Here is a 14,672-nt window from a genome sequence, read left to right as displayed (position 1 = left end):
TTACAACACGAAAGAGCCTGGCGTAAATTAGTTTGTCTTCACAGTCCAGCTAAAATAAATAGGCTGCAAATACAGCCTATTGAGTGGTGCTCGTGATAAACCCTTCTAAGTATCCGTCGCTAAGCGTGTAGGGTGATGCTATTGATTTTGCTCAAGCGAGGTTGATGAAGAGAAAAACTCGACAGTTTGATTCATCATTTGTGCTTGCTCAGCCATTGCTTCGCCAGCGGCAGCGGCTTCTTCAACCAATGCAGCATTTTGCTGAGTCATCTGGTCCATTTGTGTTATGGCAGTGTTGATTTGCATAATGCTTTCTGATTGATCTCTTGCTGATTGAGCAATTTCAGCCATCATGAGTCGTACTTTGCTAGTGGCTTCTATTATTTCACTAAGTGTATTACCTGAACGATTTACTAAGTTTGTACCTTCTTCTACTTTAGTTTGACTATCTCTAATGAGGTCTTTTATTTGACGCGCGGCATTTGAGGAGCGCTGGGCAAGGTTTCTGACTTCTCCGGCGACAACTGCAAAACCACGGCCTTGCTCACCTGCTCTGGCTGCTTCTACAGCAGCGTTTAATGCTAATAAATTAGTTTGAAAAGCTATCTCATCAATCACACTAATGATCTCGGTGACTTGCTTGCTTGATTGATTTATTTCACGCATTGCTTCAACAGCCAGTTCGACTACTTCACCACCATGACTTGCTTTATCTTCAGCGGTCATTGATAGTTTATTTGCCTGTTCTGCTTTTGTTGAACTTTGTTTAACAATTTCGGTTACCTCATCCATGCTGGCAGAGGTTTCTTCTAGGCTACTGGCTTGTTCTTCTGTTCGTTGGCTCAAATCTGCATTACCCTGAGCAATTTCATTTGCGCCTTGAGAAATACTTCCAGAAGCATGAGTAATATTTTTAATTACTTCGGTTAATTTATCGGCGGTGCTGTTGGTGTCTTGCTTTAATTGCCCAAATGAGCCTGCATAATCATTTGCAATACGCTTACTTAAGTCACCTTTAGCTAATGCACTTAGAACTTTAGTGACATCATCAAGGGCAACTTCAACAGTAGAAACTAAGCCATTTAATCCATGGCTTAGTTTTTCAAAGAAACCTGACTTTCCTTGTAATGATAGTTTTTGGCTGAGGTCGCCTTGTGCCGCTGATTGCACAAGATTATCGATTTCTTTTTCGATATTTACTTCAGCAGTCCTATCTATCCACTCTAGTACTGTGCCAATTCTTACATCATCAACGAAGATTGGATTTGAGGTTACTGAGAAAACTCGTTTACCAATAAATTCGGTGCTGTTGTCAGCATGAGCTAAGTTATTAAACAGATCACGTTGCTGCTTGGGTTCAAGGTAGAGTTGATCGACAGGAAAACCGATGAGGTTATCAGCAATAAATTGATTAGTGCGCTCTTGTATATCTTGTTCAGCACTACGCATGGTATTTTCAAGCGCTTGGTTTGCATAAATTATTTCAAGATCTTTATCTGCAATCATAACGTTGCCAGACACACTATCTAATGCATATCGGACACGGGCATTCTCAGCTGCAATACGTGCTTTATCTCTTTCTTGTGCAAGCCATTCAGTTTTATCTTGCCATTCTAAAACGGTGCCTACGCGTTCACCGTCCACGCTGACGGGGCTTACAATCACAGCAAAAGTTCTACCTGCAAGTTCAAATTCTGTTTCAACGCTGGCGGTTAGAGATTTGAACTTATTTAATTGATTAGTGAAATGTGCAAAAAAAGTATCCACTTTATTATTTACAATTGCATTTAGATTAAATTGCGGGTTTGCCTGCTTGATGTCTTCACTAGCAACTGAAAACATGTTGATGAGAGAATCGTTGAGGTAGATAACATTTAATTCAGTGTCAGTAATCATGACCTGGCCAGAAGAACCATCTAACGCATATTTTACACGGGCATTTTCTGATGCGACGCGAGCTTTTTCTGCTGCTTCAGCAAGTTCTGTTGTTTTATCTTGCCACTCAAACACTGTGCCTACCCGCTGCCTATCTACAATTACTGCACTGGCAACTAAATAGAAGGTTCTATCAGCTACAATAAATTGCTCTTCAATGGTATCTGTTAAATTTTCAATTTGAGTTAATTTTTGTTCAAAGTATGGCATTAAAGTGGCGATATTTGTGTCAATAATATGCGCTGCACTAAAATTGGGTAATTCGTTTTGAAGTTGGGATTCAATTTGCTTAAACATGGTTTGAATAGCATCATTCAAGTAAATAACTTTGTGGCTATTGTCTGCGATCATGACATTAGAATTAGCGTTATCTAGAGCGCTTTTTATACGTGCATTGACACGTGCAACACGTCTTTCTTGCTGTTCTTTTTCTCTAATTAGTTTAAGGTTTTCTCGCATTTCAAGCATAGATTTGAATACACCTTGAGGTGCTTGTTCATCATATTCTTGATCCAGATTTCCCTCAGATATGGCTGTAGCAATGTTATCTAATTCGCTGGGGTCTTTACCCAATTGTTTCATCACGATTCTAAGTAAGAAAAAGACAATAGCGAAGCTGATGAGAAGTGCTGTTATAAACATCATAAATATGTTCGAAACTGCTTGTTCATTAGAGGCTTTTAATTGTGGACCTAGAATATCTTGGTCAGTTTTTACTGAATTACTTAAATCTCCTACTATAGATGCAAACTGAGGCCCAATGACATCTAGCACATTTGTTACCTTATTATTTCTATCAACAATAATATCTTGAACTTCGTTAAAGGCTTGTACGTAGTCAGCTTGCAAGCTTCTTATACTGTCTAATTGTGCTTGATTAGCTATGCTAAGATCAGACGTGTTTATGGAGGCAAGTTTGTCATCAAATAACGAAAACTCTTGATTTACTCTATCAAAGGCAGACAGATCATTGCTTTCTAAATATTTAATTACATAAAGACGGCCTAGCAACAGATTACGCATTGCCTCACCCGCAAAATAAGCAAGTTGGCTATTGTTTGATTGCGCGGCACTTTGCATGATTTGTGTTAATTTACTTTCCATTTGCGGGCCAACAATATTTAGCCTGTTAAAAACTAACTCATTTCGCTGAATACGGTATGCTTTTATTACCTCAAAGGCAGCATTATATTGATCAACTTCTTTAATTAGCTTAGCGAGCATTTGGGCGCGGTCAGGTTTATTTATTTCACTTCTAGCTTTGCTTAATAATATTTCTACTCTATTAAAGTACTGATTATATTCATCAATATCTTTTTCACTACCAGTAAGCAGAAAATCTTTGACATTCATACGAACCATCAACATATTGGATTGCAATGTGCTTGCAAGGTTAGAATCTCTAGCTAACTCTCGATAACCTTTGAAACCATCATCCGCTGATGTTAGTGCAAGATAAGCCGTTAATCCTATTCCAGCTAAAATGAGCAAGATAACTGTGAAGGCTGAGATGAGTTTAGCCTTAAGAGATTTAAAAATATTGTTTGATTGATTGCCAGTGTCCATGCTGAGCTTCCTGTTTGTACCGATAAAGATGCAGTATTAAGTGATAGCTTAGAATTTCGATAAAATCAAAGTGTTTGATTGTTCTTTTATAGTCTGTACGGGGTTATTTTTTATAAAAAATATAACTGCATTTAAAGTAACGCTGGACCAAGTTTTGTTTAACGACTCTCAGTTGTCAGAAGGCACTTGTACTTTTAGCTAATGACTAAGTTCGCCACTTTCTCAACACAAGAGACGCTAAGAAATACTCCCCGTTTTATTTGCTTTGACAGCTTTGTTCTTAAATCCTTAGGTTGGATAAATTATGGTGAGTAATTAATCAAAATCATTTACAGTGTGAATATATAGTTATTATTATTTAAATTAATAACTTATAGAGTCAAGACAACTATTTCTTAGACTCTATTTCATGGTTATAATAGCGTGTTTACTTCATTAATTAGCTTAACAAACTTTTTAATGATTTTTTATTTAATATAAAAATCAGGGATATGAATGATTGTTCGAACGGGTATAGTTTTAATGAGTGCTTTGCTCATTTCTAGTCATGTTAATGCAAGCGATGATAAAACGATTTATGTAGGTGCTTCAAAAAGTATTGTTGGGTATGATGATGCAAACAGCAACACGTATAAGGTTAATTCAGGTTATATAATAAATAGACACTTTGCTTTGGAGCTTAATTACCTTAATTTAGGTGAGAGTTCTCCATTTGATGGTTCTGGCACGTTACAAGCTGACGCTTTTTCAGCGGAAGTGCTAGCTAAATACCCAGTGAATGATTTTTCATTTTATGCAAAATTAGGCAATATGTGGTGGTCTGAAAAAGGGGAAAGAACACTTTGGTGGGAAGAAACAGCACCTACATTACAAATCAAAAACACAGGAAGTGATTTAATCTATGGTGTTGGTATCAGTTACAATATTACTCAAAACTTTAGTATTAAGGTTGAATACCTTGAAAGTAAGGTAAATAATCAGACTGCAAACCCTTTATCACTGGGTTTAGATTTTGCTTTTTAACTTGCTTGAAAGTGGGTTCTATACCTGAGTGAAGAGCCCGAAATGCTCTTTTGGTTTACAGTATTTAAAATAACCCCTTTATTCGGATATAGCATCACTAAAACCTTTACTTAGTTATTAATTCAGTACTTTCAAATCGTTAAATATCTTCAGTGGCTAATTTCAATTTTAATTTTTGAAACCATACTAATAAGGGAAATGTTATGAATGTAGATGATATTAGGGTGTTTATACCCAGTAAGGATTATGAAACTTCGCAGTCTTTTTATCAGGCACTCGGCTTTAAAATGGATAATGTGACAGATGATTTATCGTTGTTTGAAAACGGCGGATGTGCCTTTTTCCTACAGCGATTTTACAATGAACAATTTGCAAAAAACTTAATGCTGCAATTATCTGTCACTGACATCAACGTGGTTTTTGAAGAGATTAAAAAGCTACATAAGGTTAATATTAAATTCGAGCCAATTAAAACAGAGCCCTGGGGAAAAGTAATTTATTTGTGGGGGCCTGCTGGTGAGCTTTGGCACATTACAGAGTTCAGCTAGTGATGACACTTATTTTCACAAGGATGTAAATCTCGTGCCTCGATAACCCCCCTAATTTGAACGAATTTTAAGCGGGAAAGGTCAACAGACTCCTAGTCAAACAAGTGGTTTTTATAACTAAACTGACTAAGTTCATCCATAATAATTGGTTATAAATTTAGAGTCGGGTTGTGGTTCATTTGTCTTGTAGATATTATTTCAAGGTCATTATACGAAAATAATAAGCGTGGTTTTATTTAAACAGCGCGAAGATAAAGAGTTACACATGGATAGAACTGCACCCATCTTCAATTTTTCAGCCCAGCCAAAGCTCACTAATGGATTAAAATACCTCTGTTTATTTGGTGTTATTTATTTAGCCTTCATTTTTATATATAGCGTATTTTACTGGCAGTTTGTATCTAAACTCAGCACTGATTTTGTAGATCATGTTTTGTGGTGGCTAAAAAGTACCGGAGTATGGTACGTTTTTTCGCCAATATGCTTAGTGTATTTTTCTTATTACTCTGGGCGTCAATCACTCATAAAGTGTTTTTTGACTATAGGGCTACCTATGGTTTTGATCGCTGTAATTTTGCAAATTAGCTTTGACTATAGCTATTTAAAAGCGGATCTATTTGGTTATTTTGTGCTGTATTTGCCAAAACAAATAGGTGTGTTTTTGATTGTATGTGCGTATTGGTTTTTCTTTGTTAGGGATTATGAGCCTAGTGATGTTAATGAACATGATGAGCTAACGACATCTGCGCAGCAACTGAATAGCAAATGTTATTCTATTGAGCTTGAACATAAAGGGCGTCCTTATAAATTAGATATGGAGTCTATCTGGTTTATAAAATCTGCAGGTAATTATATTGAAATAGAAAGCGTGCATGGGCAGTTTTTAAAAAGAAGTAGCTTGAAACAAATAATGCTCGATACGCCTTCGTACTTTTGCCAATGCCACCGAAGTATCCTTGTAAACTTAAAACATATTACTGCTCTGAGTAATCAAGCTTCAGGACACGCGATAGCAACGTTAAGTAATGGTGCTGAGATTAATATAAGTAAACGCTATAAAAATAGCATTAAAGAGCAGTTAACAGACTACCCAATAAAAGCGTGTTAACCCATCAGCTGTAAATGGGCATTTATCACTTTGTCTAATAACTCAGTTCATTGGCCCCTTAGCGTGTTCATTCGTACCAAAGTCACTGTTTTTGTAGGCTGTAGCGAATACACTGCACTTCGAATTAAACACTCGGAGGTTCAAGTTATGACATTTCAAGCTCAGCAGGTTACACGTGTTTTACACTGGTTAAGTGCACTTATTATTATTGGTTTACTCGGATCAGGAATTTATATGGCTGATGGTAATGCTTATGCATGGTATGACTGGCATAAAGCATTCGGTGCTCTTGCATTGTTGCTAGTGATCATTCGTCTTTATCACCGTAAAAATCACCCTTGGCAATCCTCAGCAAAGGGGACTCAAAACGAAAGATATGTTCAGCTTATGCATCAGTTTCTGTTAATTGCATGCGTTTTAATGCCGGTATCTGGGCTTATTTACTCCGGATTAGGTGGCTTCGGCGTGGATGTTTTTGGTATTGAAGTTATTCCACATCGTTATAATGAAAATGGAGAAGTGCTGGCGTTCAGTCAAGCTGTCAGCGATATAGGCAAAGCGGTCCATTATTACTTAGGGTATTTAATGACAGCGCTAGTCATTATTCATGTGGCAGCCGCGTTGAAGCACCACTTTATTGATAAAGACAATACACTTAGCGCTATGATAAAAGCAAAAAACACTCACTAAAATAAAAAGGAATTTTTATGATGTACGATGACAGTAAAGTTAGTTGGATTTTTAGAGTATTGCTCTGTTGTGGAATGTTTTTCACTTGCACAGTCAATGGGCAAGCGCATGTTAAAATTGATTTAACAAACACTAATGATTTTAGTGATTTAACACATTTTGGCGATGCAATAGCAGATAAACGCATTGTTTATTTAGATGAGCTGACCCATGGCGAACACGAGGTGTTTGCACTGAAGTCTCGCTTAGTAAAGTATTTGCATCAGCACCATGATTTTGATGCATTAATTTTAGAAAGTGGTTTGTTCGATGTAAATGAAATTGACAAGGCAGCCCGCCATTCAAAGGATAAACGAATTGCTGATATGGCTGCCGGAAATATATTTTTTTCCTACGCAAAGGATCCTGCTTTTTTAGGTTTAATGGACTACATTGATGCGCAGCGTAAAACGCAAAATCCGTTAGCGCTTTCGGGATTTGATGGGAGGTTGAGTGGTGAATTTTCTCAAGCGAAATTTGTAAAGTTGCTTGGTAAGCAGCTGCAATCACTCCAACTCTCAGATTCATTGTTAGCTGATTGGCCTAAATTTTCAAAGCAAATACAAGCAACACTCACACGTAATTTTGCCGCACTTGATGAGGTAGAAATTAATCAACACATCCAAACTGGGTATCAATACATGGATGCGCTAAATAGGGCAGATAATAACCCCGCATTAGACTCGCCAAGTTATTATGCGAGGTTATTAGAGGGCGTGATCCGCTTGTTTGAAGTTAACTATAATGTACGTCGGTTTGATGAACATGATTTAGTAATGGCAAATAACGTACATTGGTTATTACAAAACATTTATAAAGATAAAAAAGTAATTATATGGGGTCATTATGTGCATGTTAATCGTCAAGGGTATTTAAGTTCAAGAGCAAATAATGTGACTAAAGCTTTGGATAAAGCCTATGGCCAGGAAAGTTATATTGTGAATTTTGCAGCCATGTCAGGCGAATATCGCGAATTTAGGGATGGAACAATCAAGCAGATACCCCCAATTAGTAAGCAGCATTTAGCTTATAGACTCAAAGATGAATTTTCAGAGTCACCTGAGGCTATTTTTATTCAGCCTAAACAGTTTACTAACCCCCAGGAACATGAGCTGCTTTTATCAGGGCACGAATATTTATCGGCGATGTCAATTCCTATAAATAGGTGGCGTAATCATTTTGATAGTGTATTTCTAATCAACAGAGTGACAGCCAGTAATTAATTTTTACTTAAGACGTTAATTCACTGAAATTATTTAACCTTAACTCTGGTTAAGAGATGTACTAATATACTGACGTTAAATAATAATTTTTTTATAAGTCTCCAGCCGGAGACTTTCAGGGGTAACAAGGCGAATTTATGCGTCAATAGCTGGCCTATTGCAAGTAAATTCAACGCAGTTAGCGCTTAAAGTAGCCGCTGGAGATAAATTTTTTATCCAGAGTTCAGGTTATTTAGCCCTTTACCTTGGGGAGATAAGGTAAAGGGCTATTTAGGCTAGGCTAAAAGCTCTTTTCTTACAATTGCGGCACCTGCGCTGAGCGCATTGAGTTTAGCGTTGGCAATGGCTTGAGGCAAAGGGGTCATGCCACAGTTGGTACAAGGGTAAAGCTTATCTGCATCAACATATTGCAAAGCTTTACGCAGGGTATTAGCCACTTCTTCAGGTGTCTCAATATGCTTTGTGGCAACATCTATAGCACCGACCATCACTTTTTTGCCACGAATAAGCTCAAGTAGCTCCATCGGCACGTGTGAGTTGTGACATTCGAGCGAAATAATGTCGATACTTGACTGTTGTAGTTTAGGAAATGCTTCTTCGTATTGTCGCCACTCAGAGCCCAGTGTTTTTTTCCAATCGGTATTAGCTTTAATGCCATAGCCATAACAAATATGAACGGCAGTTTCGCATTTAAGCCCTTCAATGGCTCTTTCTAAACACGCAATGCCCCACGCATTTACCTCATCAAAAAACACATTAAATGCGGGTTCATCAAATTGAATGATATCAACACCCGCTGCTTCAAGCTCTTTGGCTTCTTGGTTTAGAATTTTAGCAAATTCCCACGCCAGTTTTTCACGGCTTTTATAATGTTCATCGTAGAGCGTGTCAATCATGGTCATTGGGCCTGGTAGCGCCCATTTAATTGGTTGATTTGTGTGTTTACGTAAAAACTTGGCATCTTCAACAAATACCGGTTTTTGTCGGCTGACGGGACCAACAACCGTCGGTACGCTGGCATCATAGCGATCACGAATTTTAACGGTTTGGCGTTTTTCAAAGTCAACACCATTGAGGTGCTCAATAAACGTTGTGACAAAATGCTGTCGTGTTTGCTCGCCATCACTGACAATATCAATGCCAGCTTGCTGCTGATCTAGAAGCGATAAGCGCAATGCATCGAGTTTTCCTTGTGCTAATTCTCCGTCATGTAACTTCCATGGTGACCATAATGTTTCAGGCTCCCCCAGCCATATCGGTTTTGGTAAACTGCCAGCAGTTGATGTAGGTAATAATGTATTCATACTTATTTCTCAAAAAATAGATTAACGTTGGCCGACTAAGGCTATTAAAAATTAGCTGACCATTGATCAAGCACGTTTTGATATGGCTTGATAAAGTGCTCATGAGCAAACTTACCTTGCTCTGTTGCTAATTGACTACGCTCTTGTCGGTCATACACTATTTGTGTAAGCGAATGGTCTTGGTTTTTCAAACTTGGACGATACGCGTTTCCAGCAACAGCATTGGCGTTATATATCTCTGGACGATAAATTTTTTGAAATGTCTCCATCGTACTAATGGTGCTTATAAGCTCAAGGCTGGTGTAGTCATTAAGTAAGTCACCAACAAAATAAAATGCCAGCGGCGCGACGGTATTTGGGGGCATGAAGTAACGTACATTTAAGCCCATTTTTTTAAAGTATTGCTCAGTTATGGACGTGTCGTTAGGTTGATATTCTACACCTAATACAGGGTGCTGGTTTTGTGTGCGATGGTATGTTTTATTATCAGACACGCTTAAACAAATAACGGGTGGCTTAGAGAAGTTTTGCTTATAAACTGATGAATTAACAAAGTGTTGAAACAGTTTTCCATGCAGTTCACCGAAGTTATCTGGGATACTGAAAGTTGGCTGATTTTTATTATAATCTTGCAATAAAATACTAAAATCATAATCTCGCACATAAGATGAAAAGTTGTTGCCCACAATACCTTCGATGCGCTTGTTGGTTTTATGGTCGATAATATTGTTTTTTAATATCTCAATAGATGGAAATGTTTGACCACTGCCAGCTACATCAATGTTGACCGAAATAATTTCAAGTTCCACTGAATATCTATCACCCGTGGGGTTATCCCAATTAGCTAATGCATTAAAACGATTATTTATCATTTTTAAGGCATTGCGTAAATTTGCTTGGCGATGATGGCCACGGGCTAAATTAGCAAAGTTGGTGGTAATACGTGTATTGTCTGAGGGTTCATAATGCTCATCGAGATTGATACGCTTTAATGTAAATGAAAATTCTGTGTTCATAATGTGTGTATCCAATATTTTGTATTTCTGCGAATGTAATGGTTCAACCGTCATAGTGTGACGTTGTAAGTTGCATTATTTATACGTGGATCGGTACATGATTAAAAACGGTATAATTTCACATCAAACATGAGCCATATTCATGATTTTTTGTTGTGGACTGTGATGTGGTAGGTATTTATCGCTTTTTACGAGGATTATACTTAAGTAAATTGCATAGACGGCTAGACGTTTATAGTGAGTCTCTTTGATATGCATTAATTTCATTTAAAACATGAAGATTATTCGTCTGTTATCGCCAATATTAATGCCAGTTACGGCTTGCTGTATTGATATACTCTGGCTTGAGATCATGGGCAGTTACCCAATGGTACTTACGTTAACGCTTTTGGTGGTGTGATAGTAACCAATAATAAAAAGAGACGAATGGAATGCATGAATTAGTATTTGTAATAGTTGCTTGCGCTTTATTAGGCAGTGGTGTTGGATTTTTAGCAGGGTTATTGGGTATTGGCGGCGGGTTAGTCATTGTGCCTATCCTGAGTAGTATTTTGCTTTACTGGCAAGTACTACCTACTGAACAAGTCGTGTTGGTTGCGATTGCGACGTCTCTTGCTTCTATTTTATTTACGTCGACATCCTCTGCTATAGCACATCACAAAAATGGGAATGTTCCCTGGGATATAGCGCCATGGATTATGTCAGGTGTTGCGCTTGGTGCACTGCTTAGTGGCTTTATGGCTGCACTGTTGCCTGAACAGCTTGTACGCTGGGTATTTGCTGTAAGTGTGGTTTTAATTGGACTTAAAATGCTATTTAGCGGTAATAAAGATTCATCGAGATCGCAAAGCATACCCAATAAGTGGCTTCTGAGCGTGTATACAATGCTTACAGGTGGACTTTCGGCAATGATAGGGATAGGTGGGGGGGCTGTACTTGTGCCCTTACTGACTTTTTTCTCAATCGATATGAAAAAAGCCATAGGTTGTGCTTCGGTATGCGGGATTGTCATCGCCTTATTTGGCTCGGTTGGGTATATCAGTGCAGGGAGTGCGTATTTGTCATTAAATGATGGCTTTGCAGGTTTTGTTTATTTACCAGCTTTAGTAGGTATTATATGCACGTCTTGGTTTACGGCACCACTTGGCGCCCGGGCAACACATTATCTTCCAGTCAAAACAATCAAGAAGTTATTTTCACTGTTGTTGTTTGTTATGGCAGCTAATATGCTGATTAATTAGGAGCAGATGCAGCGTACACACGAGCAATGCCTCGTTATATTCGCTGCACAAAGCTCAGTTAATGGGTGTTAGAAACGGTTTTCCAAATTATGCGCATCAACTACCAGTGCCTAAATGACCTACTTTTACTAGAATAACCGTTTCTTGCTCAACAAAAGGGTGGTGCTCGCTCATATGTGGACTACGTATCCATGTGCCTTTTGGGTATTGTCCATGTTCATCGCAAAATGTACCAGATAAGACTAAAATTTCCTCACCACCAAAGTGCCTATGCGGGACAAACTTTTCTCCTGCGGGCCATTTAACTAAAGCCGTGTGCTCAACATCATGCTGATGTAATGGCATAACCTGTAAACCACCTTGACCTTGTTGCCAAGTTGTCTCAGAGGTATTTATTCTCACAGTAACATCATCATCAGGTAGAAACTGATTCAGCTTAACAAACAAGGTACATCCTGACTCACTGAATGGTTGGTGGGAGCTACCTGGGGGATTTCGAATATATGTGCCTGCAGGGTAGTCACCATGCTCATCATTAAAAATACCTTCAAGCACGAAAATTTCTTCACCAAGGGGGTGACTGTGGCTTTTAAAGTGAGAACCGGGCTCGTATTTTACAATGCTGGTGGCATGGCCGCTTTCAGTTTCCTCACGGGCAAGGATTTTACGGGTAACTCCTTTTAGTGGGCTAGGTTGCCAAGTTTGGTTTGCGCTGTTTATTACAACCTGTTGGCTGAAATCTAAATTAATATGTTGCATGCATGCCTTACTAACGATTATTAGAATACATTTAAAAACTATTCGTACGCATTAAATATGTATTGAGTTTACTTTTATAGTAAAGGGTAGAGCTCAGTTTCAACATGGTTAGTTTAAGCTGAGGTCTAACTATGCATATTTTGCTTCCGTTTCTTCCTGTACGAACGGCCTGCGTATTGTTATTTAAGGTAGTCAACTTCAAGCCCTAACATTTTTAAATGACCTGTATTGTATTGCGCGGTTTTAAATTCATGATTACTTAATTTTGGGTATTAATGTAAATGTAGTCGCCATTTGATTACTTTTTCACTGACACTCATATTGGCCTGCTTTAAAGCACTATCAATATCATTTTAATAACTAGGTGCTATTAGTGCAGTAAAAAATACACTGACATAAATTACTTTGTGTAACATGTGATTCCCTTTTATTATTGATTTATTAAAGTCAATGTAGAGTAACTTATGCTGAATGAACAGGATAAGGCGATAATTAACCAGGGAGAATGGTTTAATAACTGCGCTTTAGATTTACAAGCTGGACTCCTAGAAAACGCAAAAATTGTTAATAAAAATGCAGGAGAGGCTTTATTTTTACGCGGTGATGCTAACTGCGGTTTATATTGCGTTATAAAGGGGGTCGCTCGTGTAAGTGGTATTAATGGTGAAGGCAAAGAGGCTGTATTGAGTTTTATTCCTCAAGGTGTTTGGTTTGGAGAAGTGGCACTTTTTGATGGCGGTACACGCACGCATGATGTTCACGCTCAAACACCGCTTCGGCTTGTTCATATTAGTGTGCGGTGTTTATCACGACTTGTAGATCAAACTCCTCTTTATTGGCGAGACTTTGGCGTACTGTTATCACAAAAAATGCGATTAGTTTTCTCTTCGTTAGAAGATCACGCATTGTTGTCTGCAGAGCAGAAGATATGTAAACGTTTGTTGTTAGCTGCGTCTTACGATAAATCATCCTATTGCATAGTCATGTCGCAACAACAACTTGCAGATATGACCTACTTAAGTAGGCAAACGGTTAATCAAATCTTACAAAGCTTACGTCAACAAAACATGATTGAATTACATTATCAACGAATCGACATTATTGATAAATCAGGGTTAGTAGCAATATCAAACCTGAACCTATAAATGACACTTGGTGTAAAATTTGCTTTGTATTTTATCTTAAAAAATACTACTGGGAAGTTTTGCTATGATGGGTCATTTATTTAATAATCAATACCGAGTAAAGCCTTACACAGCGCCCAGTGCTGCGGATATTCAAGTACCTCCAAAACCAGTTGCATCCATTAATGAAGCGGCCAAAAATAGCCAGCCTGATATTGCCGCACAGTTAAAGTCTCCCGATTATGATAAAAGCTTTTTGGAAGAAGCTAAAGAAGCTTTGGTTTATCAACGTTTAGGCGTCGATAAAGAGAAAATTGACGAGTTAAAAGCGGCAATAGAAGATCTTGCCAAAAAAATGCAATCCAATGATGACAAAGACTTGAGCGCGCAGATGGATGCTTTACAAAATATGTTAGAGCAAGAGTTTCAAAAAGGCAGAGAGCGCATGGATTCATTACCTGAGCATGAAAAGGGGAAAATCATTAGTGCGCTGGTTTAAAGAAAAATGTCACTTACCCGACATTCTTTCATTATTTAATTTGTTAGAGTGGATTAACACATAATAACAAGAGAAAATCATGAAAACACTTGAACAACAGTTAGGTAATTATGGGCTATATCATAGGTCAAAAAGAAATGTGCTAACTCACTTTTTTGGTATTCCACTAATTGTGTTCGCTGTGCTGTGTTTACTTGGGCGAATTGAAATACCGCTTGCAGGTTATGACATAAATGGTTCACATATTGCTGTGTTGGCGAGTGTAGTTTACTACCTGATGTTAAGTTTTTCACTTGGAATGATAATGGCTGTTATTTTAGCTTTAATGGCTTGGCCGGCTTCACTGGTCTCACAATTGAGTGTGTATGAGTGGCTGTCGATGAGTATTGGAATATTTGTACTCGGGTGGATACTGCAATTCATTGGTCATTATTTTGAGGGGAAAAAACCTGCGTTTGTGGATGATGTTGTTGGTTTAATTATTGGTCCTTTGTATGTTCTTGCGGAGGCGTTATTTATGCTTGGTTTATATCGTGATTTAGAACAAAAAATTGAAGTTATCGCGGGCCCAACTAAAGCTTAATAACTAAACTTTAA

At 38.0% G+C, this 14,672-nt stretch carries 13 protein-coding genes; 9 read left to right on the top strand and 4 right to left on the bottom strand.

Features of this window, described 5'->3' with window-relative positions:
• Positions 1 to 138: 138 nt before the first annotated feature.
• Positions 139 to 3,501, bottom strand: coding sequence for a methyl-accepting chemotaxis protein (locus tag ACHUE3_RS05990; protein ID WP_394191147.1), 3,363 nt, complete (start codon positions 3,499 to 3,501; stop codon positions 139 to 141).
• 495 nt (positions 3,502 to 3,996) lie between these two features.
• Here ACHUE3_RS05990 and ACHUE3_RS05985 point away from each other — a divergent pair, with 495 nt between their 5' ends.
• The 5 genes from ACHUE3_RS05985 to ACHUE3_RS05965 all read left to right on the top strand — a co-directional run bounded on the left by ACHUE3_RS05985 (position 3,997) and on the right by ACHUE3_RS05965 (position 8,132).
• A complete protein-coding gene (locus ACHUE3_RS05985) occupies positions 3,997 to 4,524 on the top strand; it encodes a porin (RefSeq protein WP_394191145.1) in 528 nt (175 codons plus the stop codon).
• A gap of 203 nt (positions 4,525 to 4,727) precedes the next feature.
• Complete coding sequence (locus ACHUE3_RS05980; RefSeq protein ID WP_394191143.1) at positions 4,728 to 5,072, top strand: VOC family protein; 345 nt, start codon at positions 4,728 to 4,730, stop codon at positions 5,070 to 5,072.
• 265 nt (positions 5,073 to 5,337) lie between these two features.
• The gene (locus ACHUE3_RS05975; RefSeq protein WP_394191141.1) at positions 5,338 to 6,180 is read left to right on the top strand and encodes a LytTR family DNA-binding domain-containing protein; all 843 of its coding nucleotides are present in this window, start codon (positions 5,338 to 5,340) and stop codon (positions 6,178 to 6,180) included.
• A 147-nt stretch (positions 6,181 to 6,327) separates the two neighbouring features.
• Positions 6,328 to 6,870 carry a cytochrome b gene (locus ACHUE3_RS05970; protein WP_394191139.1) on the top strand — a complete coding sequence of 181 codons (543 nt, stop codon included), beginning with the start codon at positions 6,328 to 6,330 and terminating at the stop codon, positions 6,868 to 6,870.
• Positions 6,871 to 6,887: 17 nt separating this feature from the next.
• Complete coding sequence (locus ACHUE3_RS05965; RefSeq protein ID WP_394191137.1) at positions 6,888 to 8,132, top strand: erythromycin esterase family protein; 1,245 nt, start codon at positions 6,888 to 6,890, stop codon at positions 8,130 to 8,132.
• 275 nt (positions 8,133 to 8,407) lie between these two features.
• On the opposite strand, the gene ACHUE3_RS05960 is transcribed toward ACHUE3_RS05965, so the two are convergent.
• Positions 8,408 to 9,436, bottom strand: a complete 1,029-nt coding sequence (locus tag ACHUE3_RS05960; RefSeq protein WP_394191135.1) for a methionine synthase — start codon at positions 9,434 to 9,436, stop codon at positions 8,408 to 8,410.
• A gap of 44 nt (positions 9,437 to 9,480) precedes the next feature.
• Positions 9,481 to 10,452, bottom strand: coding sequence for a DUF1852 domain-containing protein (locus tag ACHUE3_RS05955; protein ID WP_394191133.1), 972 nt, complete (start codon positions 10,450 to 10,452; stop codon positions 9,481 to 9,483).
• Between the two features lie 431 nt (positions 10,453 to 10,883).
• On the opposite strand from ACHUE3_RS05955, the gene ACHUE3_RS05950 reads away from it, so the two are divergent.
• On the top strand, positions 10,884 to 11,693 hold the full coding sequence (locus tag ACHUE3_RS05950; protein WP_394191131.1) for a sulfite exporter TauE/SafE family protein: 810 nt from the start codon (positions 10,884 to 10,886) through the stop codon (positions 11,691 to 11,693).
• A 96-nt stretch (positions 11,694 to 11,789) separates the two neighbouring features.
• Here ACHUE3_RS05950 and ACHUE3_RS05945 read toward each other — a convergent pair whose 3' ends face one another.
• Positions 11,790 to 12,452, bottom strand: coding sequence for a cupin domain-containing protein (locus tag ACHUE3_RS05945; RefSeq protein WP_394191129.1), 663 nt, complete (start codon positions 12,450 to 12,452; stop codon positions 11,790 to 11,792).
• Positions 12,453 to 12,916: 464 nt separating this feature from the next.
• Between ACHUE3_RS05945 and ACHUE3_RS05940 the strand changes: the two genes are divergently transcribed.
• From ACHUE3_RS05940 to ACHUE3_RS05930, 3 genes are all read left to right on the top strand, one after another.
• A complete protein-coding gene (locus ACHUE3_RS05940) occupies positions 12,917 to 13,597 on the top strand; it encodes a Crp/Fnr family transcriptional regulator (protein ID WP_394191127.1) in 681 nt (226 codons plus the stop codon).
• A 64-nt stretch (positions 13,598 to 13,661) separates the two neighbouring features.
• Positions 13,662 to 14,075, top strand: coding sequence for a hypothetical protein (locus ACHUE3_RS05935; RefSeq protein ID WP_394191125.1), 414 nt, complete (start codon positions 13,662 to 13,664; stop codon positions 14,073 to 14,075).
• Between the two features lie 79 nt (positions 14,076 to 14,154).
• Positions 14,155 to 14,658, top strand: coding sequence for an Mpo1 family 2-hydroxy fatty acid dioxygenase (locus ACHUE3_RS05930; RefSeq protein ID WP_394191123.1), 504 nt, complete (start codon positions 14,155 to 14,157; stop codon positions 14,656 to 14,658).
• Positions 14,659 to 14,672: the final 14 nt, after the last annotated feature.

Origin of the sequence: Pseudoalteromonas atlantica, assembly GCF_043641955.1 — a bacterium.
GTDB classification, from domain to species: domain Bacteria; phylum Pseudomonadota; class Gammaproteobacteria; order Enterobacterales; family Alteromonadaceae; genus Pseudoalteromonas; species Pseudoalteromonas atlantica_A.
The sequence above is the reverse complement of the archived record's forward strand: the minus strand, read 5'-3'. Positions and strand labels throughout refer to the sequence as shown.

Bases quoted from the DNA above. Each gene is read 5' to 3' on its own strand.
- ACHUE3_RS05955 (WP_394191133.1), bottom strand. From the start codon at position 10,452: ATGAACACAGAATTTTCATTTACATTAAAGCGTATCAATCTCGATGAG.
- ACHUE3_RS05970 (WP_394191139.1), top strand. From the start codon at position 6,328: ATGACATTTCAAGCTCAGCAGGTTACACGTGTTTTACACTGGTTAAGT.
- ACHUE3_RS05975 (WP_394191141.1), top strand. From the start codon at position 5,338: ATGGATAGAACTGCACCCATCTTCAATTTTTCAGCCCAGCCAAAGCTC.
- ACHUE3_RS05935 (WP_394191125.1), top strand. From the start codon at position 13,662: ATGATGGGTCATTTATTTAATAATCAATACCGAGTAAAGCCTTACACA.
- ACHUE3_RS05940 (WP_394191127.1), top strand. From the start codon at position 12,917: ATGCTGAATGAACAGGATAAGGCGATAATTAACCAGGGAGAATGGTTT.
- ACHUE3_RS05985 (WP_394191145.1), top strand. From the start codon at position 3,997: ATGATTGTTCGAACGGGTATAGTTTTAATGAGTGCTTTGCTCATTTCT.
- ACHUE3_RS05990 (WP_394191147.1), bottom strand. From the start codon at position 3,501: ATGGACACTGGCAATCAATCAAACAATATTTTTAAATCTCTTAAGGCT.
- ACHUE3_RS05960 (WP_394191135.1), bottom strand. From the start codon at position 9,436: ATGAATACATTATTACCTACATCAACTGCTGGCAGTTTACCAAAACCG.
- ACHUE3_RS05930 (WP_394191123.1), top strand. From the start codon at position 14,155: ATGAAAACACTTGAACAACAGTTAGGTAATTATGGGCTATATCATAGG.
- ACHUE3_RS05950 (WP_394191131.1), top strand. From the start codon at position 10,884: ATGCATGAATTAGTATTTGTAATAGTTGCTTGCGCTTTATTAGGCAGT.
- ACHUE3_RS05965 (WP_394191137.1), top strand. From the start codon at position 6,888: ATGATGTACGATGACAGTAAAGTTAGTTGGATTTTTAGAGTATTGCTC.
- ACHUE3_RS05980 (WP_394191143.1), top strand. From the start codon at position 4,728: ATGAATGTAGATGATATTAGGGTGTTTATACCCAGTAAGGATTATGAA.
- ACHUE3_RS05945 (WP_394191129.1), bottom strand. From the start codon at position 12,452: ATGCAACATATTAATTTAGATTTCAGCCAACAGGTTGTAATAAACAGC.